This window comes from Streptomyces africanus, assembly GCF_030816955.1.
GTDB lineage: Bacteria > Actinomycetota > Actinomycetes > Streptomycetales > Streptomycetaceae > Streptomyces > Streptomyces africanus.
Window position 1 is genome coordinate 6,247,814 of sequence record NZ_JAUSYP010000001.1, and the last position, 20,747, is coordinate 6,268,560.

General features: G+C 70.6%; 20 protein-coding genes. 15 read left to right on the forward strand and 5 right to left on the reverse strand.

What is annotated here, in order from left to right:
- Window positions 1-12 precede the first annotated feature (12 nt).
- The 7 genes from rsmD to mutM all read left to right on the forward strand — a co-directional run bounded on the left by rsmD (window position 13) and on the right by mutM (window position 5,078).
- A complete protein-coding gene (gene rsmD / locus QF034_RS29115; RefSeq protein ID WP_307177686.1) occupies window positions 13-600 on the forward strand; it encodes a 16S rRNA (guanine(966)-N(2))-methyltransferase RsmD in 588 nt (195 codons plus the stop codon).
- Window positions 601-626: 26 nt separating this feature from the next.
- Entirely contained in the window at window positions 627-1,106 is a 480-nt protein-coding gene (coaD, locus tag QF034_RS29120) for a pantetheine-phosphate adenylyltransferase (protein ID WP_086560032.1), read from the forward strand.
- A 121-nt stretch (window positions 1,107-1,227) separates the two neighbouring features.
- Window positions 1,228-2,298, forward strand: a complete 1,071-nt coding sequence (locus QF034_RS29125; RefSeq protein ID WP_307177687.1) for a F0F1 ATP synthase subunit B — start codon at window positions 1,228-1,230, stop codon at window positions 2,296-2,298.
- 129 nt (window positions 2,299-2,427) lie between these two features.
- The gene (locus tag QF034_RS29130) at window positions 2,428-3,072 is read left to right on the forward strand and encodes a YceD family protein (protein WP_086560034.1); all 645 of its coding nucleotides are present in this window, start codon (window positions 2,428-2,430) and stop codon (window positions 3,070-3,072) included.
- Between the two features lie 2 nt (window positions 3,073-3,074).
- Window positions 3,075-3,248, forward strand: a complete 174-nt coding sequence (rpmF, locus tag QF034_RS29135) for a 50S ribosomal protein L32 (protein WP_003951102.1) — start codon at window positions 3,075-3,077, stop codon at window positions 3,246-3,248.
- 7 nt (window positions 3,249-3,255) lie between these two features.
- Window positions 3,256-4,107, forward strand: coding sequence for a ribonuclease III (gene rnc / locus QF034_RS29140; RefSeq protein WP_208641431.1), 852 nt, complete (start codon window positions 3,256-3,258; stop codon window positions 4,105-4,107).
- Window positions 4,108-4,217: 110 nt separating this feature from the next.
- Window positions 4,218-5,078: a bifunctional DNA-formamidopyrimidine glycosylase/DNA-(apurinic or apyrimidinic site) lyase gene (gene mutM, locus QF034_RS29145; protein ID WP_307177688.1), complete on the forward strand. Its 861-nt coding sequence runs from the start codon at window positions 4,218-4,220 to the stop codon at window positions 5,076-5,078.
- On the opposite strand, the gene QF034_RS29150 is transcribed toward mutM, so the two are convergent.
- The gene (locus QF034_RS29150; protein WP_307177689.1) at window positions 5,068-5,466 is read right to left on the reverse strand and encodes a winged helix-turn-helix transcriptional regulator; all 399 of its coding nucleotides are present in this window, start codon (window positions 5,464-5,466) and stop codon (window positions 5,068-5,070) included. The two genes, mutM and QF034_RS29150, sit on opposite strands and share 11 nt — an antisense overlap.
- 74 nt (window positions 5,467-5,540) lie before the next feature.
- Window positions 5,541-6,680 carry a CAP domain-containing protein gene (locus QF034_RS29155; protein WP_307177690.1) on the reverse strand — a complete coding sequence of 380 codons (1,140 nt, stop codon included), beginning with the start codon at window positions 6,678-6,680 and terminating at the stop codon, window positions 5,541-5,543.
- A 162-nt stretch (window positions 6,681-6,842) separates the two neighbouring features.
- On the opposite strand from QF034_RS29155, the gene QF034_RS29160 reads away from it, so the two are divergent.
- From QF034_RS29160 to QF034_RS29175, 4 genes are all read left to right on the forward strand, one after another.
- Window positions 6,843-7,124: an acylphosphatase gene (locus tag QF034_RS29160; RefSeq protein WP_010044525.1), complete on the forward strand. Its 282-nt coding sequence runs from the start codon at window positions 6,843-6,845 to the stop codon at window positions 7,122-7,124.
- A gap of 381 nt (window positions 7,125-7,505) precedes the next feature.
- A complete protein-coding gene (locus QF034_RS29165) occupies window positions 7,506-7,709 on the forward strand; it encodes a hypothetical protein (protein ID WP_003993245.1) in 204 nt (67 codons plus the stop codon).
- Window positions 7,710-7,922: 213 nt separating this feature from the next.
- On the forward strand, window positions 7,923-11,501 hold the full coding sequence (gene smc, locus QF034_RS29170; RefSeq protein ID WP_307177691.1) for a chromosome segregation protein SMC: 3,579 nt from the start codon (window positions 7,923-7,925) through the stop codon (window positions 11,499-11,501).
- 222 nt (window positions 11,502-11,723) lie between these two features.
- A complete protein-coding gene (locus QF034_RS29175; protein ID WP_307177692.1) occupies window positions 11,724-13,142 on the forward strand; it encodes a sugar porter family MFS transporter in 1,419 nt (472 codons plus the stop codon).
- A 112-nt stretch (window positions 13,143-13,254) separates the two neighbouring features.
- Here the strand turns inward: QF034_RS29175 and QF034_RS29180 are convergent, their stop codons facing one another.
- Both QF034_RS29180 and QF034_RS29185 read right to left on the reverse strand, forming a co-directional pair.
- Entirely contained in the window at window positions 13,255-13,632 is a 378-nt protein-coding gene (locus QF034_RS29180) for a hypothetical protein (protein ID WP_307177693.1), read from the reverse strand.
- Between the two features lie 52 nt (window positions 13,633-13,684).
- On the reverse strand, window positions 13,685-14,656 hold the full coding sequence (locus tag QF034_RS29185; protein ID WP_307177695.1) for an LLM class flavin-dependent oxidoreductase: 972 nt from the start codon (window positions 14,654-14,656) through the stop codon (window positions 13,685-13,687).
- A gap of 150 nt (window positions 14,657-14,806) precedes the next feature.
- Here QF034_RS29185 and ftsY point away from each other — a divergent pair, with 150 nt between their 5' ends.
- Window positions 14,807-16,006, forward strand: a complete 1,200-nt coding sequence (ftsY, locus tag QF034_RS29190; protein ID WP_307177696.1) for a signal recognition particle-docking protein FtsY — start codon at window positions 14,807-14,809, stop codon at window positions 16,004-16,006.
- A gap of 99 nt (window positions 16,007-16,105) precedes the next feature.
- On the opposite strand, the gene QF034_RS29195 is transcribed toward ftsY, so the two are convergent.
- Window positions 16,106-16,771, reverse strand: a complete 666-nt coding sequence (locus QF034_RS29195) for a bifunctional DNA primase/polymerase (protein ID WP_086560043.1) — start codon at window positions 16,769-16,771, stop codon at window positions 16,106-16,108.
- Window positions 16,772-17,215: 444 nt separating this feature from the next.
- On the opposite strand from QF034_RS29195, the gene nsdA reads away from it, so the two are divergent.
- The 3 genes from nsdA to QF034_RS29210 all read left to right on the forward strand — a co-directional run bounded on the left by nsdA (window position 17,216) and on the right by QF034_RS29210 (window position 20,724).
- Entirely contained in the window at window positions 17,216-18,706 is a 1,491-nt protein-coding gene (gene nsdA, locus QF034_RS29200; protein ID WP_307177697.1) for a transcriptional repressor NsdA, read from the forward strand.
- Window positions 18,707-19,045: 339 nt separating this feature from the next.
- The gene (locus QF034_RS29205; RefSeq protein ID WP_307177698.1) at window positions 19,046-20,389 is read left to right on the forward strand and encodes an ammonium transporter; all 1,344 of its coding nucleotides are present in this window, start codon (window positions 19,046-19,048) and stop codon (window positions 20,387-20,389) included.
- Window positions 20,386-20,724, forward strand: a complete 339-nt coding sequence (locus QF034_RS29210; protein ID WP_086560046.1) for a P-II family nitrogen regulator — start codon at window positions 20,386-20,388, stop codon at window positions 20,722-20,724. The genes QF034_RS29205 and QF034_RS29210 overlap by 4 nt, the downstream gene beginning before the upstream one ends.
- Window positions 20,725-20,747: the final 23 nt, after the last annotated feature.

Below are 20,747 nucleotides of genomic sequence, written 5' to 3' on the forward strand. Positions count from 1 at the left end.
CAAGGACCACAGATGACCCGCGTGATCGCCGGCACGGCCGGCGGACGTCGCCTGGCCGTACCCCCAGGCACCGGTACCCGCCCCACCTCCGACCGCGCACGCGAAGGTCTCTTCTCCACCTGGCAGTCCCTCCTCGGCGGCCCCCTGGAAGGCGAACGCGTCCTCGACCTCTACGCGGGCTCGGGAGCCGTGGGCCTGGAGGCCCTCTCCCGGGGAGCCGGCCACGCCCTCCTGGTCGAGGCCGACGCGAAAGCCGTCCGGACGGTTCGCGGCAACGTGAAGTCCCTCGGCCTCCCCGGCGCCGAGGTCAGATCAGGCAAAGCGGAACAGATCATCCGCACACCACCCCCCGGCGAGCCCTACGACCTCGTCTTCCTCGACCCGCCGTACGCCGTCACGGACGACGATCTTCGCGAGATCCTGCTCACACTCCGCACGGAAGGCTGGCTCACCGGAGAAGCCCTCGTCACCGTGGAGCGCAGCACCAGAGGCGGTGAATTCCGGTGGCCCGAGGGTTTCGAAGCCCTCCGGGCCCGTCGCTACGGCGAGGGAACGTTTTGGTACGGTCGCGCCGCCTCTACGTGCGAAGACGCACGATGACCGGACCGGAGAGCGAGGGATCACAAGTGCGCCGCGCTGTATGTCCCGGGTCGTTCGACCCGATCACCAACGGACACCTCGACATCATTTCCCGCGCCTCCAGGCTGTACGACGAGGTCTACGTCGCGGTGATGATCAACCAGTCGAAGAAGGGCCTGTTCGAGATCGACGAGCGGATCGACCTGATCCGCCGGGTCACCGCCGAGTACGGCAACGTCCGCGTCGAGGCCTTCCACGGCCTGCTCGTCGACTTCTGCAAGCAGCGCGACATCCCCGCCATCGTCAAGGGCCTGCGCGCGGTCAGCGACTTCGACTACGAGCTGCAGATGGCCCAGATGAACAACGGCCTCTCGGGCGTGGAGACCCTCTTCATCCCCACCAACCCCACCTACAGCTTCCTGTCGTCCTCCCTGGTCAAGGAGGTCGCGACCTGGGGCGGCGACGTATCGCACCTGGTCCCGGCGGAGGTCCTCCAGGCCCTCACCGAGCGCCTGCGGCAGGACTGAACCCGCCCCGGGCGCCCCACCGGACGCTGACAGGCCGTCACCCGGTGTTCCCCGGCATCCCCCTGGCCGTACAGTCGTCCCGTCCGTCTCCAACGCATCTGTAGAGAGTGGCGAGCACACGGTGGACGTGCAGAAGAAGCTCGACGAGATCGTCGCCGCGGTCTCCGGCGCCCGGTCCATGCCCATGTCGGCCTCGTGCGTGGTCAATCGCGCCGAACTGCTCTCCATGCTGGAAGAGCTGCGCGCGGAGCTGCCCGGCTCCCTCGCCCAGGCCCAGGAGCTGATCGGCGACCGCGAGCAGATGGTCGAGCAGGCCCGCCAGGAGGCCGAGCGGATCATCCAGGCCGCGCACGCCGAGCGCGGATCGCTGATCTCCGACACCGAGGTGGCACGCCGTTCCCAGGCCGAGGCCGACCGGATCCTCGCCGAGGCCCGCCAGGAGGCCGAGGAGATCCGCGCCGAGGCCGACGAGTACGTCGACTCCAAGCTCGCCAACTTCGAGGTCGTCCTCACCAAGACCCTCGGCTCCGTCGGCCGCGGCCGCGAGAAGCTCCTCGGCACCGGTCCCGGCACCGACGAGCAGGGCTACGAGGACGAGGACGCCCCCGAGCGCAGCCACGACCCGGAGACCCAGCGCCGCAGCGCCGACGAGTACGTCGACGTCAAGCTCGGCGCCTTCGAGGCGGTCCTCGCCAAGACCCTGGACGCCGTCGGCCGCGGCCGGCAGAAGCTGCACGGCCGGATCGCCACCGACGACCTCGGCTCACTCGCCGACGACACCAGCACCGTCCAGCACTCCAGCGACGCCGACTACCTCGCCGGCCTGGCCGCCCTCTCGGACCAGAAGCCCCCGGCCGAGCAGCCCGCCCAGCAGCGGGACTACGGCCAGCCGCAGCCGGCCTATGCCTACCAGCAGCAGCCCGACCCCTACGGCGGCTATCCGCAGCAGCAGTACGCCGCTCAGCAGGACCAGTACGGCTATCAGGCCGATCCCTACGCCTACCAGGGCTACGACCCCCAGCAGGCCGCGTACGACCCGAACCAGGCCCAGCAGGCGCAGCAGCCACAGCAGGGGCATCAGAGCCCTCAGAGCCACCAGCCATACGCCCTGGACGAGACCAGCCTCTTCGACACCGGCATGATCAGCGCCGAGCAGCTCCGGGCCTACGAGCAGGGCCGCGGCAACGGCTGAGCACCGGATTGGGCCGACAGGCAAAGGTCCAGTATCCTGGCTCTTCGGTCGCGCGTACGTCCGCGATCACCGCTGCCCGGGAACACCGAAGGGCGGCGTCTCCCTCAGCTCAGCAGACCGAAAGCAGGAATGGCCCTGAACGCCCGCCTCGACCACCGCAACCCCCTCGTGTTCGACACGCACGAGCTGGGCCGGCGGCCCGGTGCGCTCCAGCGCCTGACCCGCACGGTCGACGCTCCCAAGGACCTCGGTATCAAGGGAGTCATCGGAGTGCCGGAAGGCGCCCCGGTGGAGCTCGAACTCCGCCTGGAGTCGGTCATGGAAGGGGTGCTCGTCACAGGCACCGCCCGTGCCGCTGCCGAGGGGGAGTGCGTAAGGTGTCTGGAGCCGCTTCAGCTCGACGTCGAAGCGGAGTTCCAGGAGATGTTCTCGTACCCTGACGCCGACGACCGGGGCCGCGTGATCGCGGAACCGGGCGACGACGCCGAGGACGACGAGGACAGGCTCTTCCTCGAGGACGGCCTGTTCGACCTCGAGCCCGTGCTGCGTGATGCGGTGGTGCTCGCACTGCCGATGCAGCCGGTGTGCCAGGAAGACTGCCCTGGTCTGTGTGCCGAGTGCGGCGCACGACTGGCGGACGACCCGGACCACCACCACGACGCCGTCGACATCCGTTGGGCGGCATTGCAGGGACTCGCCGGCACCATGAAGGACGGCGAGAAGGACGAGATGAGCGGCGCCGAACCTGGCGTCGACGAGAAGCAGGAGAAGTAGCCGTGGCTGTTCCGAAGCGGAAGATGTCGCGCAGCAACACGCGCCACCGCCGGTCGCAGTGGAAGGCTGCGGTCCCCACCCTGGTTGCGTGCGAGCGCTGCCACGAGCCCAAGCAGCAGCACATCGCGTGCCCCTCGTGCGGCACTTACAACAAGCGCCAGGTCCTCGAGGTCTGAGCGGCTGGTGAGAGGCACTGTGTCCACGCCTAAGAACAAGTCTTCCCGCGTGAGCGGAAGCGCAACGGCGGACAACCAGGCCTCGTCCCACACGCTTCTGGAAGGGCGGCTCGGCTACAAGGTCGAGTCCGCCCTTCTGGTGCGAGCACTGACCCACCGGTCGTACGCATACGAGAACGGCGGTCTGCCGACCAACGAGCGTCTGGAGTTCCTCGGGGACTCCGTGCTCGGCCTGGTCGTCACGGACACGCTGTACCGCACCCACCCCGACCTGCCCGAAGGCCAACTGGCCAAGCTGCGGGCCGCGGTGGTGAACTCGCGTGCGCTCGCCGAGGTGGGCCGCGGGCTCGACCTGGGCTCCTTCATCCGGCTCGGCCGGGGTGAAGAGGGCACGGGCGGCCGGGACAAGGCGTCCATCCTCGCCGACACCCTCGAAGCGGTGATCGGCGCGGTCTATCTCGACCAGGGCCTGGACTCGGCGGCGGAGCTGGTGCACCGCCTGTTCGACCCCCTGATCGAGAAGTCCTCGAACCTCGGAGCCGGCCTGGACTGGAAGACCAGCCTCCAGGAGCTCACCGCGACGGAGGGGCTCGGCGTGCCCGAGTACCTGGTCACGGAGACCGGCCCCGACCACGAGAAGACCTTCACTGCTGCCGCCCGCGTCGGAGGCGTCTCGTACGGCACCGGCACCGGCCGCAGCAAGAAGGAGGCGGAGCAGCAGGCCGCCGAGTCCGCGTGGCGGTCCATCCGGGCCGCGGCGGACGAGCGCGCCAAGGCGGCGAAGGACGCCGAGGCGACGCAGACGGCGGCGGCTCAGGCCGCCCAGACGGTCGTCGACGGCAGCAGCGTCGACGGCTGACAAGCCGGCCGCCCTCACCCGGCGGCCGGCACAGCACAGCGCACCCGAGCGCCCGCCCCTGCCCGGGGCGGGCGCTCGGGTCATCCGCAGGTTTGTGACGGGGGATCCCCATGCCCGAGTTGCCCGAGGTCGAGGTCGTACGGCGCGGTCTGGAGCGGTGGGTCGCCCACCGGACCGTCGCCGAGGCCGAGGTGCTGCACCCGCGCGCGGTGCGCCGCCACCTCGCGGGCGCCGACGACTTCGCGCACCGCCTGAAGGGACACCGCATCGGCACCCCGAGCCGCCGCGGCAAGTACCTGTGGCTGCCCCTGGAGGACACGGACCAGTCGATCCTGGCCCACCTCGGCATGAGCGGCCAGCTGCTGGTCCAGCCGCAGACGGCGCCGGACGAGAAGCACCTGCGCATCCGCGTCCGCTTCACCGACGCCCTGGACACCGAGCTCCGCTTCGTCGACCAGCGCACCTTCGGCGGCCTGTCGCTGCACGACAACACCCCCGACGGCCTGCCCGACGTCATCGCCCACATCGCCCGCGACCCGCTCGATCCGCTCTTCGACGACGAGGCCTTCCACCGGGCGCTGCGCCGCAAGCGGTCCACGATCAAGCGCGCCCTGCTCGACCAGTCGCTGATCAGCGGCGTCGGCAACATCTACGCGGACGAGGCTCTGTGGCGCGCCCGCATCCACTACGAGCGCCCGACCGCGACCTTCACCCGCACGCGCAGCCTGCTGCTCCTGGGCCATGTACGGGACGTGATGAACGCGGCCCTCGCGGTGGGCGGCACCAGCTTCGACAGCCTGTACGTCAACGTCAACGGCGAGTCGGGCTACTTCGACCGGTCCCTCGACGCGTACGGCCGCGAGGGCCTGCCCTGCCGGCGCTGCGCCACCCCGATACGCCGGCGGCCCTGGATGAACCGGTCGAGCTACTACTGCCCCAAGTGCCAGCGACCGCCGCGGATCACGCCCTAGCGGAGTCGTACCGCTCGCGCGCGGCCAGTACGCCGTCCATGCTGCCCTCCACGAAGTGGATCAGGGCGAGCAGCCGCTCGGCCACGCCGCGTCCCAGCGGCGTCAGCTCGTAGTCCACGCGGGGCGGGTTGGTCGGCTGCGCCTCGCGGTGCACCAGGCCGTCGCGCTCCAGCGCGTGCAGCGTCTGGGAGAGCATCTTCTCGCTGACGCCGTCGACGCGGCGACGCAGCTCGTTGAAGCGGAGCGAACCCTCGTACAGGGCGCCCAGCGTCAGTGCGCCCCAGCGGCCCGTCACATGCTCCAGCGTGCCGCGCGAGGGGCAGGCCTTGGCGAACACGTTGTACGGGAACTCGTCCAGGCCCGCGCTGGGCTCCTGGGTGGTGGTCATATACCCAGCGTACGCCAGCGCAGCGCTCACCAACAGGTTGCGCTAACCGCTGGTTAGTGGGACAGGGCCAGGGCTCAGTATCCGAAGTCCTGGGTCCACCACGGCCCGCCCGACCCGAACTCGACACCGACGCCCAGCGTCTTGAAGTCGCAGTTCAGGATGTTGGCGCGGTGGCCGGGGCTGTTCATCCAGGCATCCATCACGGCCGCGGCGTCGGCCTGGCCGCGGGCTATGTTCTCCCCGCCGAGGTTGGATATCCCGGCCTTCCCGGCCCGGTCCCACGGCGTCCTGCCGTCCGGGTCGGTGTGGTCGAAGAAGCCCCGCGCGGCCATGTCCTCGCTGTAGTTCTGCGCCAGCTCGGTCAGCGCGCTGTTCGCGGCGACCGCGCTGCACCCCACCTTGGCCCGCTCCTCGTTCACGAGCTTGAGCACCTGGGCCGCGGCGGCGGACTCCTCGGAGAGGGCGGCGGGCGCGCTGGGCTTCGCCGGCGCCTTCGTGGCCGTACGGGAGGGGGTGTTGTCCGGCTTCTCGCGGGGGGTGGCCGCCGGGGCCTTCTTCTCCGGCGTCTTCTCCGGCGTCGTCTCCGGCTTCTCGGTCTTCTCCGGTGTCTTCGTCGGGGCGGCCGACGACTTCGAGGCGGACGGCGACGGCGACAGGGAGCGCTCGGCGTCCCGGCTCGCGGGCGCGCCGTCCCGGTCGTCGGCGCTGCCGGTGGTGCCGCCCTGCTCGATCGGGCTGTTCGTCGGCGTGTCCCCGGCCTGCACCTTGTCGGCACCGCCGCCACCACCGAGCTCGAAGTTCTCGAGGCCGGGCACGGCGCCCGTCGCGACCGCGACCGTGCCGAGGGCGACCGCCGCGGACACGCCGAGCAGCCCGGTGCGCATCGGCCGGGCGGCCTTCTTCCGGCGGCGGTGCGAGCCGGAGCGCCGGGCGCCGCCGTCGGGCGTGAAGCCTTCGCTCGAGAAGGCGGCCGTGTCGCCGCGCCGGGCCTCGTAGCCGGCACCCGGCTCGGAGGCGCCCGTGTCGAACAGGTAGGCCTCGCTCTTCGCATAGGCACCGGCATACGCCTCGGGGTTCAGGTAGGGCGCGATGCCCATCGCCGCGCCGTCTTCCCCGTGGGAGTGCCGGCCTGCCACGGAGCCGTCGGCCTGCGTGATCCCCGTGGCGCGGCCCGCGGCGGCGCGGCCGGCGGCGGAGCGTCGGTGGCGTCCCATGTCCTGGCCTTCCTCGTCCTGGCGGTCGACTCGTCCTCGAGATCAACACCAAACTCACTCGATCGTGTGAGTTTCATATGAGATTCGTTGGGTGGGGACGGTACCGCATGGCGCAAGTGGAGGAAGTGACCCGGAGAGAGATCGGGCGGTTAGGTTGCAGTCATGAGTGAGGATGTGCGACTGGTCGCCTGGGTGCGTGGACGCGTCCAAGGTGTGGGTTTCCGCTGGTTCACGCGGGCCAAGGCCCTGGAGATCGGCGGCCTGAGTGGTTTTGCTCTCAATTTGGGCGACGGACGCGTCCAAGTGGTCGCGGAAGGCGCGAGAGAGGGCTGTGAAGGGCTGCTGGAGTGGCTCCAGAGTGACGACACGCCCGGCCGCGTGGACGGCGTCACCGAGATCTGGGACACACCTCGCGGGGGCTACGAGGGCTTCGCCATCCGCTGATCCCACACCGCCGGACGGCCCCCGGGGTCGCCCGCGAGCCAGTCGCCGAGGGCCTCCCAGAACGGAAACTTGCTGGTGATTGCCGAGAATCACTTGCCTTGGCAGGCCGCACCCGCAAGGATGATCGTCACGCCCCGAAGGCCCCGCAGAAGCGCCGACACCGCCGTTCCAGGCCGTGCGCGCCTGGGTCGCCGCCAATACGGGGCGTGATCGTGTTGACCGTCAAACTTTTTGGTGAGACGCTGAAAGCACCCCGCGCACCTAGCTGTTTGGCATGGCTGAACGGCAGCACAACTCCAGGCCCTGCCAAGACTGCGGGTGCGGAATCCCTCACGACCCACACCGCATCGGTCGGTCACTCATTGTGGAGGACCATCCATCATGGCAAAGGCGCTTCTCGGTTACGTCGGCGGCTCCGACCCTCGACTCCTCGCCGAGATGCGACGGCTCCAGCAGCGTGTCCAGGACCTGGAATCCGAGCTCGTACGGATCCAGGCCGAGAACGAAGCGCTGACGGCTGCCGCTTCTCACGACAGGATCATGGAGAGCGTTGACGCACACCAGGCGGAGCCTGCGCTCACCTGATCACTGCACCGCTCCACAACAGCACCGCAGTGGTTGGGCCGCCCGTCACAACCGCTGAGTTGTCAGAAGTGCAAGGGACGCCGCTGGCGTCCCTTCTTTCTTTTCCCCCGCGCATCCTTTCACCGTCTTTAACGTCTGGTGTGCCCTGCGCGTTCAGCGGCGAAACCGTGGGTTCATGGAGTGAGACGAACCCGGGCGGTAGAGTCCAGCGGCGTGCACCTCAAGGCCCTGACCCTCCGCGGGTTCAAGTCGTTCGCATCGGCGACCACACTCCGGTTCGAGCCGGGCATCACGTGCGTCGTCGGACCGAACGGCTCGGGCAAGTCCAACGTCGTCGACGCGCTCAGCTGGGTCATGGGCGAGCAGGGCGCCAAGTCGCTGCGCGGCGGCAAGATGGAGGACGTCATCTTCGCCGGCACCACCGGCCGCCCCCCGCTGGGCCGGGCCGAGGTGTCCCTGACCATCGACAACTCCGACGGGGCCCTGCCCATCGAGTACGCCGAGGTCACCATCACGCGGATCATGTTCCGCAACGGCGGCAGCGAGTACCAGATCAACGGCGACACCTGCCGCCTCCTCGACATCCAGGAGCTCCTCTCCGACTCCGGCATCGGCCGCGAGATGCACGTCATCGTCGGACAGGGCCAGCTCGACTCCGTGCTGCACGCCGACCCCATGGGCCGCCGCGCCTTCATCGAGGAGGCCGCCGGCGTCCTCAAGCACCGCAAGCGCAAGGAGAAGGCCCTGCGCAAGCTGGATGCGATGCAGGCCAACCTCGCGCGCGTGCAGGACCTCACCGACGAACTCCGACGCCAGCTCAAGCCCCTCGGCCGCCAGGCCGCCGTCGCGCGCCGGGCCGCCGTCATCCAGGCCGACCTGCGCGACGCCCGGCTGCGCCTGCTGGCCGACGACCTCGTACGGCTCCGGGACGCCCTCAAGGCCGAGGTCGCCGACGAGGCCGCCCTGAAGGAGCGCAAGGAGGCCGCCGAGCAGGAGCTGCGCAAGGCGCTCCAGCGCGAGGCGCTCCTGGAGGACGAGGTACGGCAGCTCACGCCCCGCCTCCAGCGCACCCAGCAGACCTGGTACGAGCTCTCCCAGCTCGCCGAGCGGGTGCGCGGCACGATCTCGCTGGCCGACGCCCGCGTGAAGAGCGCCACCTCCGCGCCCCCCGAGGAACGGCGCGGCCGCGACCCGGAGGACATGGAGCGCGAGGCCGCCCGCATCCGCGAGCAGGAGGCCGAGCTGGAAGCGGCCCTGGAGGCGGCCGAACGCGCCCTGGAGGACACGGTCGCCCACCGCGCCGAGCTGGAGCGCGCCCTCACCGAGGAGGAACAGCGCCTGAGGGACGCCGCCCGCGCCATCGCCGACCGGCGCGAAGGCCTGGCCCGGCTCAGCGGCCAGGTCAACGCGGCCCGCTCCCGCGCTGCCTCCGCCCAGGCCGAGATCGAACGCCTGGCCGCCGCCCGCGACGAGGCGCAGGAACGTGCCGTCGCAGCCCAGGAGGAGTACGAGGCCCTCAAGGCCGAGGTCGACGGTCTCGACGCCGGCGACGCGGAACTCGCCGAGCAGCACGAGGCGGCGAAGCAGCAGCTCACCGAGGCCGAGGCCGCTCTCACGGCAGCCCGCGAGGCGACCACGGCGGCGGAACGCAAGCGCGCCGCGACCCAGGCCCGCCACGAGGCCCTGGCACTCGGCCTGCGCCGCAAGGACGGCACCGGGACACTGCTCGCGGCGAAGGACCGCCTCTCCGGCCTCCTCGGCCCGGCGGCGGAACTCCTGACGGTGACCCCCGGCTATGAAGTCGCCCTGGCCGCAGCGTTCGGTGTCGCCGCTGACGCCCTGGCCGTCACGACCCCGTCCGCGGCCGCCGACGCCATCCGCCTGCTGCGCAAACAGGACGGAGGCCGGGCGACTCTGCTCCTGGCGGGAGATCCTCTGCCCCGGGGCGCGGGGAACTGCGCGACCGGCCACAACGGGCCCGCAGACGCACGACACACCTTCGCCGCAGACCTGGTCCGCGGCCCCGCCGACCTCATGCCCGCCGTCCGACGGCTGCTCCACGGCATCGTCGTAGTCAACACCCTCGAAGACGCCGAAGACCTCGTCTACGCCCACCCCGACCTCACCGCCGTGACGGCCGAAGGCGACCTCCTCGGCGCCCACTTCGCCCACGGCGGCTCCGCCGGCGCCCCCAGCCTCCTCGAAGTACAGGCCTCCGTCGACCAGGCAGCCGCAGAGCTCGAAGAGCTGGACGTCCGCTGCGAGGAGCTGAGCGAGGCCCAGCAGGCGGCGGTGGAACGCCGCAAGGAGTGCGCCGCCCTGGTCGAGGAGCTGGGGGAGCGGCGCCGGGCCGCCGACCGGGAGAAGTCGGCCGTCGCCCAGCAGCTCGGCCGGCTCGCCGGGCAGGCACGGGGCGCGGCGGGGGAGGCCGAGCGCTCCACCGCGGCCGCGGCCCGTGCCCAGGAGGCCCTCGACAAGGCGCTCCAAGAGGTCGAGGAACTCGCCGAGCGGCTCGCCGTCGCCGAGGAGATGCCGATCGAGGAGGAGCCCGACACCTCCGTGCGGGAGCGGCTCGCCGCCGACGGCGCCAACGCGCGGCAGACGGAGATGGAGGCCCGCCTCCAGGTCCGTACGCACGAGGAACGGGTCAAGGGCCTGGCCGGACGGGCCGACTCCCTGGACCGGGCCGCCCGCGCGGAGCGCGAGGCACGCGCGCGTGCCGAACAGCGGCGGGCCCGCCTGCGGCACGAGACGGCCGTCGCCGAGGCCGTCGGCTCAGGCGCCCGGCAGCTGCTCGCGCACGTCGAGGTCTCCCTCGCCCGCGCCGACGAGGAGCGCACCGCGGCCGACGCCGCCAAGGCCCGCCGCGAACAGGAACTCGCCCGTGCCCGCACCGAGGGACGCGATCTCAAGGCCGAACTCGACAAGTTGACGGATTCGGTCCACCGCGGCGAGGTACTCGGCGCCGAGAAGCGGCTGCGGATCGAGCAGCTGGAGACCAAGGCGCTGGAGGAGCTGGGTGTCGAACCGGCCGGGCTCGTGGCGGAGTACGGACCGCACCAGCTCGTGCCGCCCTCGCCCCCCGCCGAGGGCGAGGAGCTGCCGGAGGATCCGGAGCACCCGCGCAACCGGCCCAGGCCGTATCTCCGGTCTGAGCAGGAGAAGCGCCTGAAGTCGGCCGAGCGCGCCTACCAGCAGCTCGGCAAGGTGAACCCCCTTGCCCTGGAGGAGTTCGCGGCGCTGGAGGAACGCCACCAGTTCCTCAGCGAGCAGCTGGAGGACCTCAAGAAGACGCGGGCGGATCTCCTCCAGGTGGTGAAGGAGGTCGACGAGCGTGTCGAGCAGGTCTTCACCGAGGCCTACCGGGACACGGCCCGGGAGTTCGAGGGCGTCTTCAGCCGGCTGTTCCCGGGCGGTGAGGGGCGGCTGATCCTGACCGACCCCGACAACATGCTCACCACGGGCGTGGACGTCGAAGCCCGTCCGCCGGGCAAGAAGGTCAAGCGGCTGTCGCTGCTCTCCGGCGGGGAGCGGTCGCTGACCGCCGTGGCGCTGCTCGTGTCGATCTTCAAGGCCCGGCCCAGCCCGTTCTACGTCATGGACGAGGTCGAGGCCGCCCTCGACGACACCAACCTCCAGCGGCTCATCCGGATCATGCAGGAGCTCCAGGAAGCCTCCCAGCTGATCGTGATCACCCACCAGAAGCGCACGATGGAGGTCGCCGACGCGCTGTACGGCGTCTCCATGCAGGGCGACGGTGTGTCGAAGGTCATCAGCCAGCGTCTCCGCTAGATGGGTGTGCTCTACACCTGTCTCACCTGCGGCCCTCAATGACTTCAATACTTGAACACATCACTGACACACTCCTGCCTCAGATTCATAGGCAGTGACCTATTGACTTCGAAACTTGAAGGCATAGTCTCGGCAACGTTCCTTTTACCTTCAGGTACCTTCAGGTGGCACCTCGAAGGCTGATTCGCTCCGGCAGCGTTGCCGGTGGCCCGAGGAGTACACGTGACCAGCACAGCGCAGGCACCCAAGTCCGGAGCCAGGGCGGCTCATCCCGAGCATCTCGGGCATGTCATCTTCATCGCGGCGGCGGCCGCGATGGGCGGTTTCCTCTTCGGCTACGACAGTTCCGTGATCAACGGCGCCGTCGAGGCCATCCGGGGCCGCTACGACGTCGGCTCCGCAGCCCTCGCCCAGGTCATCGCCATCGCACTCATCGGCTGCGCCATCGGCGCCGCGACCGCCGGCCGCATCGCCGACCGCATCGGCCGCATCCGGTGCATGCAGATAGCCGCGGTCCTCTTCACGATCAGCGCCGTCGGCTCGGCCCTGCCCTTCGCCCTGTACGACCTCGCCTTCTGGCGCGTCGTCGGCGGCTTCGCCATCGGCATGGCCTCGGTGATCGGCCCGGCCTACATCGCCGAGGTGGCCCCGCCCGCCTACCGCGGCCGGCTCGGCTCCTTCCAGCAGGCCGCGATCGTCATCGGCATCGCCGTGTCGCAGCTGGTCAACTGGGGTGTACTGAACGCCGCCGACGGCGACCAGCGCGGCAAGCTGATGGGCCTGGAGGCCTGGCAGGTCATGCTCGGCGTCATGGTCGTCCCGGCCGTCCTCTACGGGCTGCTCTCCTTCGTCATCCCGGAGTCCCCGCGCTTCCTCATCTCCGTCGGCAAGCACGAGCGCGCCCGGGAGATCCTCACCGAGGTCGAGGGCAAGGACGTCGACCTGGACGCCCGTGTCACCGAGATCGAGCACGCCATGAAGAGCGAGCACAAGTCCAGCTTCAAGGACCTGCTCGGCGGCGGCTTCCTCTTCAAGCCGATCGTCTGGGTCGGCATCGGCCTGTCGGTCTTCCAGCAGTTCGTCGGCATCAACGTCGCGTTCTACTACTCCTCGACGCTGTGGCAGTCGGTCGGCGTCGACCCGACGGACTCGTTCTTCTACTCCTTCACCACCTCGATCATCAACATCGTCGGCACCGTCATCGCGATGATCTTCGTCGACCGCATCGGCCGCCGGCCGCTCGCGATCATCGGCTCGGTCGGCATGGTCGTCGGCCTGGCGCTGGAGGCCTGGGCTTTCTCGTACCACCTGGTCGACGGCAAGCTGCCCGCCACGCAGGGCTGGATCGCCCTGATCGCCGCGCACATCTTCGTCCTCTTCTTCGCCCTGTCCTGGGGCGTGGTCGTCTGGGTCTTCCTCGGCGAGATGTTCCCCAACAAGCTCCGTGCCGCAGCCCTGGGCGTGGCCGCCGCCGCGCAGTGGATCGCCAACTGGGCGATCACCGCGAGCTTCCCGTCGCTGGCCGACTGGAACCTCTCCGCGACCTACGTGATCTACACGGTGTTCGCCGCGCTCTCCATCCCGTTCGTCCTGAAGTTCGTCAAGGAGACCAAGGGCAAGGCCCTGGAGGAGATGGGCTGAGCCCGTCCCGCACACTCGGGGAGAAGGGCCAAAGTCCCCGCTGCCCCTCTCCCCGTAACCCGCCCGCCGCCCCGGTTCGGCCACTGCCCGAGCCGGGGCGGCGGTCCGTCGTTCACCAGATCAGGACGCCGGCACCGCTCTCCAGGGCGCGCAGCGCGGTCGCCTCGATGTTCCGCAGCCGTGAGTCGAGCTGGTACCGGCGCTCCGCGATCCCGCGCGGCCGCTCGGTGGCGGCGGCGATCAGATCGAGGTTCGCCCGCAGCAGTGCCATCTCCCGCAGGAACCCGGGCACCTCGCCGGCCTCGACGAACAGGTTGTCCTCGGCCAGGACCGGAAGGTGTCGGGCACCCAGCGAGCGCACCGCCTCCGCACCCCACACCGTCCGGCGCCAGGACTCGAAGCCGGCCGAGTCGTCGCCCCCCTCCGGGACATCGAGGACCCGCCACTCTCCGTTCGCATCGCGCACGAACACATCCACCGCCAACGTCATGCGCGCAGTGCAGCACCGACGGGCGGCGGCGTTCCAGCGGATATCGGGGGCGTCAGCCCGCCAGCGCGGGCAGCACCTGCTCACAGAACAGGTGCAGGCTCCGCCACCCCTCGTCCACCGGCATCCCGCCCGCCAGCGGATGCAGCACGTAGGAGTCCAGACCCAGCGCCACGCACGCGGCCGGCGTGAGGATCCGGTACACGCCCTCGGCGCGCAGCTCCTGCACCGTCGCCGCGGCCGACTTCACCGCGGACCGCACCCCGCCCGACTGCCAGGAGGCGTACGTCCGCGCCTCGTGCAGGAAGTGCTCCCCGTACTGAGCCCAGGCCCGGTCCGGATCCTCGGCCACATGCAGCAGCGGTGTCTCGGCGGCCGGCATCATCACCCAGCCGTCGGTGCCGTACTCGGCGAGCCGCTCCTTGTAGTACGCCTCCAGCTCCGGCAGATGCGCGCTGGGGAAGAAGGGCAGGCCGAGCCGGGCGGCCCGGCGGGCGGCTGCCCTGGAGGAGCCGCCGACCAGGAGCAGGGGGTGCGGTTCGGTGAACGGACGCGGGGTGACGCGGACCGTGCGGCCCCGGAAGGGGAAGGGCTCGCCCGTCCAGGCCTTCAGCAGCGTCTCCAACAGCTCGTCCTGGAGCCGCCCGCGCCGGGCGAAGTCCACCCCGAACAGCTCGTACTCCTCGGGGCGGTACCCGATCCCGGCGACCGTCACCAGCCGGCCGCCGCTCAGCAGGTCCAGCACGGCGATCTCCTCGGCGAGCCGCAGCGGGTCGTGCAGCGGGCCGATGACCGCCGAGACCGTGACCGCGACACGCCGGGTCGCGCCGAAGACGGCCCCCGCGAAGGCGAACGGCGACGGCAGCCAGTTGTTGCCGGCCCCGTGGTGCTCCTCGGTCTGCACGGTGGTCACGCCCCGGTCGTCGGCGTACGACGCCATTTCCAGGGCCGCCCGGTAACGGGCGCCGAGCTCGGCGGGGGCGGCCCCGGGAGCGACGAGGTTGAAGCGTACGACCGAGACGGGCATGGGACGTCTCCCTTCACCGGGCGGGTGTCCGGAGGACGTTAGCTGACGGGGCGTCAGACATCCAGGGGTGTGGAGATCCGGCGGCCCTGGTGCCGGGAGGGCGGCACAAGCCGCGTGACCCGGGGCCCCATGACTGATACTGGACACGTTATGGACATCGTCATCCTTGCTGTAGTCATCGCCGTGGTCGTGCTCGGCGCGCTCGGCGGGCTCATCGTCGGCAGCCGGCGCAAGAAGCAGCTGCCCCCGCCCCCGCCCGCAGCGCCCGACATCACCGCCCCACCGGCCGAGCCGCACGTCGGCGACGAGGCCGAGACGCCGCGGGAGGAACCGCGGCGCACGATAGAGGAGGTGGATCTCCCGGACGGCTCGGCTCCGGTCGTCGTCGAGGAGCCGCCCGCCGAGGCTCCCGAGATCGAGATCCCGGAGCCCACCGCGGGCCGCCTGGTCCGGCTGCGGGCCCGGCTCTCCCGCTCGCAGAACGCTCTCGGCAAGGGCCTGCTGACCCTGCTGTCGCGCGAGCACCTCGACGAGGACACCTGGGAGGAGATCGAGGACACGCTGCTCACCGCCGACGTCGGCGTGCAGCCCACCCAGGAACTGGTCGAGCGCCTGCGCGAGCGCGTGAAGGTGCTCGGCACCCGCACCACCGACGAACTGCGCACCCTGCTGCGCGAGGAACTGATCACGCTGGTCGGCCCGGACATGGACCGCGCGGTCAGGACCGAGCCGGAGGACCGCAAGCCGGGCATCGTGATGGTCGTCGGTGTCAACGGCACCGGCAAGACCACCACCACCGGCAAGCTCGCCCGTGTCCTGGTGGCCGACGGCCAGAGCGTCGTGCTCGGCGCCGCCGACACCTTCCGGGCCGCCGCCGCCGACCAGCTCCAGACGTGGGGCGAGCGCGTCGGCGCCCACACCGTGCGCGGACCGGAGGGCGGCGACCCGGCCTCCGTCGCCTTCGACGCGGTCAAGGAGGGCAAGGAGATGGGCGCGAACGTCGTGCTCATCGACACCGCCGGCCGTCTGCACACCAAGACCGGCCTCATGGACGAGCTCGGCAAGGTCAAGCGGGTCGTGGAGAAGCAGGCCCCGGTCGACGAGGTGCTGCTCGTGCTCGACGCCACCACCGGCCAGAACGGCCTGGTCCAGGCCCGGGTCTTCGCCGAGGTCGTCGACATCACCGGCATCGTCCTCACCAAGCTGGACGGCACGGCCAAGGGCGGCATCGTGGTCGCTGTCCAGCGCGAGCTGGGCGTTCCGGTCAAGCTGGTCGGGCTCGGCGAGGGCGCGGACGACCTGGCGCCGTTCGAGCCGGAGGCGTTCGTTGACGCCCTTATCGGGGAGTGACCTCCCCGCAGCCGTACCGCGCGATCCGTGCGTCGCAGAAGCGCCCGCCCCGAGATGCAGTCGGGGACGGGCGCTTCGCTGTGTACGTCCGTGACGCGGTCAGGCCCGCGACCGGTGGGCCACATAGGCCAGCGTGCCCAGCACCAGGCGGGCCTCCGGTGGCCGGGACGCCGAGTCCAGGGCGGGGGAGCGCAGCCAGCGCACCGGGCCGAGGCCGCCGCGGTCGGAGGGCGGTGCCGTGATGTGCGCGCCGGGGCCGAGGCCGCGCAGGTCCAGGGCGGCCGGGTCGTCCCAGCCCATGCGGTAGAGCAGGCCGGGCAGGTCGGCGGCGGCGCCGGGGGCGACGAAGAAGTGGGCGCGGCCGTCCGGCGTCGCCGCGACCGGGCCGACGGGCAGGCCCATGCGCTCCAGCCGGGCGAGGGCGCGGCAGCCCGCGGGTTCGGCCACCTCGATGACGTCGAAGGCCCGGCCGACCGGCAGCATCACCGAGGAGCCGGGGAACTCGCCCCAGGTCTCCGTCACGTCGTCCAGCGTCGCCCCGGCGGGGATCACCGGCGCGAAGTCCAGCGGATGCGCGCCGGGCGCCGGGCAGTCACGGCGGCCGCAGGAGCAGGCGCCCGCCGCGGCTCGGGCGCCGGGCACCACGTCCCAGCCCCACAGGCCGGTGTACTCGGCCACGGCCGTGCCGTCCGACGTGCGGCTGCGGCGGCGGGAGCCGGTCCGGATGTCGCGCATGCCCCGGCTGATGCCGATCGTGAAGCCCATGCCCCCTCCAACGGGTCCGACGCACCGGTGGTTACGCTGCGGACGCGATGCGTGACTCTCTGTTCCGGCCTTCCCGGCGGCGACCGGTTCACGCCGCGCCCGGAAGTGCCCAGGGTGGTGTGCCTGGCGACACGCGCCCCTGAGTGCGTCGCTGCACCCGCTCCTGGTCGTCCTGTGTCAAGTGAATCGTGGTGGCGTGGACCTGGGTTCATTCGAAGGGGTGGCGAATGGTGGCGTTTCCGTGTGAGCCGTGGCTGGACGGGTGATCGTAGGATTACTTTGTGTGCACGAGTCCCGGGGGCACATGCACTCGTGGGTATGCCGGAGGCAAGTCGGTATTCCGTTCGAAGGGTGACAAGGACCGGACGGACGGCCGTACGGACCGGCATGCTGATAGGGCTTGGCGCACTCGGCGACAAGTGGTCTCAGGGATGGGGGCGTTCAGTGAGCGGCAACGGCGGAAGCGGGACCAACGCTGCACACGCTGACAAGCGCCCGAACGAGCTGCTCACCTCCTGGTTCGTGCGCAGCGGCTGGTCCAAGGGCGAGCTCGCCCGCCAGGTCAACCGTCGGGCCCGCCAGCTGGGCGCCAACCACATCTCCACGGACACCTCGCGGGTGCGCCGCTGGCTCGACGGCGAGAACCCGCGCGAGCCGATCCCCAGGATCCTGTCCGAGCTGTTCTCGGAGCGCTTCGGCGTCGTCGTCTCCGTCGAGGACCTGGGGCTTCGCACGGCGCGCCAGTCACCCTCCGCGACCGGCGTCGACCTGCCGTGGACGGGCCCGCAGACCGTGGCCCTGCTCAGCGAGTTCTCGCGCAGCGACCTGATGCTGGCGCGGCGCGGCTTCCTCGGGAGCTCGCTGGTCCTGTCTGCGGGCCCGGCCCTCATCGAGCCCATGCAGCGCTGGCTCGTCCCCTCGCCCCCGGCCCCGCGGTCGGAGCCCGAGCCCGCGGCCGGTGCCTCCGGTCGGGCCCGCGGCCGGCTCTCCAAGCCGGAGCTGGACCTCCTGGAGTCCACGACCGTGATGTTCCGGCAGTGGGACGCCCAGTGCGGCGGCGGTCTGCGCCGCAAGGCGGTCGTCGGCCAGCTCCACGAGGTGACGGACCTCCTCCAGGAGCCCCAGCCCGAGGCCACCACCCGGCGCCTGTTCAAGGTCGCCGCCGAGCTCGCCGAGCTGGCCGGCTGGATGTCGTACGACATCGGGCTCCAGCCGACCGCCCAGAAGTACTTCGTCCTCGCGCTGCACGCTGCGAAGGAAGCCGGGGACCGGCCGCTCGGTTCGTATGTGCTGTCCAGCATGAGCCGGCAGATGATCCACCTCGGCCGGCCCGACGACGCGCTGGAGCTGATCCACCTCGCGCAGTACGGCAGCCGGGACTGCGCGAGCCCGCGCACCCAGTCGATGCTGTATGCGATGGAGGCCCGCGCCTACGCCAACATGGGCCAGCCCGGCAAGTGCAAGCGGGCGGTCCGGATGGCCGAGGACACCTTCGCCGAGGCCGACGAGTGGGACGAGCCGGACCCCGACTGGATCCGCTTCTTCTCCGAGGCCGAGCTGTACGGCGAGAACTCGCACTCGTACCGCGACCTGGCCTATGTCGCCGGCCGCAGCCCGGCGTACGCCTCACTGGCCGAGCCCTTGATGAAGCGGGCCGTGGACCTCTTCGCCGAGGACGACGAGCACCAGCGGTCGTACGCGCTGAACCTGATCGGCATGGCCACGGTGAACCTCCTCCAGCGTGAGCCCGAGCAGTGCACGGTCTACGCCTCCCAGGCCATGCAGGTCGCCAAGAAGGTCCGCTCCGAGCGGGTCAACACTCGTATTCGAAAGACGGTCGACACGGCCGCACGCGACTTCGGTGACCTCGGCGAGGTCGTCGACCTCACGGAGCGGCTCGCAGTCGAGCTGCCCGAGACGGCCGAGGCGGTCTGAGCTGCGATCCTCCGAAAACCCGCCCCACCCCTGAACCCCGGCCGCGGCCGGCCCTCCAGAACTGCCCGACTCGGCTCCCCCATGCCAGGTCATCGGAAGGCCGACCGCGGCCGGACCTGCTTCCTCGCGGAAGATTGCGCCACGATAACGATCGACGCGCCCGCAATCCGGCAGTTCATCGAGGCGTAACACACAGAGCGCCTTCGTCACGGCGGCGAAACAACGAGGGGCTTCCACCGAAACCGCGCTGCGCCAATCTCGTGGCGCATAACCGGCCCACCCCTCATTCCGCTCGAGGCTTCGCCCGCACGGGGCCGTACCAATGACGAGGAGACGCCGATGGCACCAGCCATCACCCTTGCCGCAGAAGCACCCAAGCTGTCTGCCGCCAACACAGGGTTCATGCTCATCTGTTCCGCCCTGGTGATGCTCATGACTCCGGGCCTGGCCTTCTTCTACGGAGGCATGGTCCGCGTCAAGAGCACCCTGAACATGCTGATGATGAGCTTCATCAGCCTGGGGATCGTCACCATCCTGTGGGTGCTGTACGGCTTCTCCATGGCGTTCGGCACCGACTCCGGCAGCCTCATCGGCTGGAACTCCGACTGGCTCGGCCTCAGCAACATCGGCCTGACCCAGCTGTGGGACGGCTACACCATCCCGATCTTCGTGTTCATGGTCTTCCAGCTGATGTTCGCGATCATCACACCCGCCCTGATCAGCGGTGCCCTCGCCGACCGCGTGAAGTTCAGCGCGTGGGCGCTGTTCATCACCCTGTGGGCCACGGTCGTCTACTTCCCGGTCGCGCACTGGGTCTGGGGCGCCGGCGGCTGGGCCTTCGAGCTGGGCGTCATCGACTTCGCCGGTGGTACGGCGGTCCACATCAACGCCGGCGCCGCCGCGCTCGGCGTGATCCTGGTCATCGGCAAGCGCGTCGGCTTCAAGCGGGACCCCATGCGTCCGCACAGCCTGCCGCTGGTCATGCTCGGTGCCGGTCTGCTGTGGTTCGGCTGGTTCGGCTTCAACGCCGGCTCGTGGCTCGGCAACGACGACGGTGTCGGCGCGCTGATGTTCGTCAACACGCAGGTCGCCACCGCCGCCGCCATGCTGGCCTGGCTCGCCTACGAGAAGATCCGCCACGGCGCGTTCACCACGCTGGGCGCCGCCTCCGGCGCGGTCGCCGGTCTGGTCGCCATCACCCCGTCCGGCGGTGCGGTCAGCCCGCTCGGCGCGATCGCCGTCGGCGTCATCGCCGGTGTGCTGTGCGCCATGGCCGTCGGCCTGAAGTACAAGTTCGGCTACGACGACTCGCTCGACGTCGTCGGTGTCCACCTGGTCGGCGGTGTCGTCGGCTCCCTGCTGATCGGCTTCTTCGCCAGCGGCCACGGCCAGTCCGACGTCGAGGGCCTCTTCTACGGCGGCGGCCTGACCCAGTTCTGGAAGCAGTGCGCCGGTGTCTTCGCGGTGCTCGCCTACTCGCTGATCGTATCCGCGATCCTCGCCTTCATCCTCGACAAGACCATCGGTATGCGGGTCACCGAGGACGACGAGATCGCCGGCATCGACCAGGCCGAGCACGCCGAGACCGCATACGACTTCAGCGGCGCCGGTGGCGGTGCCGCCAAGACCGCCGCCGTCGCGGCCGCCGTGGCCGGAGCCGAGAGCAAGAAGGTGGACGCATGAAGCTCATCACCGCCGTCGTGAAGCCGCACCGGCTCGACGAGATCAAGGAAGCCCTCCAGAGCTTCGGAGTGCACGGCCTGACGGTCACCGAGGCCAGCGGCTACGGTCGTCAGAGGGGCCACACCGAGGTCTACCGCGGTGCCGAGTACACGGTCGACCTGGTCCCCAAGATCCGCATCGAGGTCCTGGTCGAGGACGACGACGCCGAGCAGCTGATCGATGTCGTGGTCAAGGCGGCCCGAACCGGCAAGATCGGTGACGGCAAGGTCTGGTCCATCCCGGTCGACACGGCCGTACGGGTCCGGACCGGCGAGCGCGGCCCCGACGCGCTCTGAGGCAGGCAAACAGAACAGGAGTC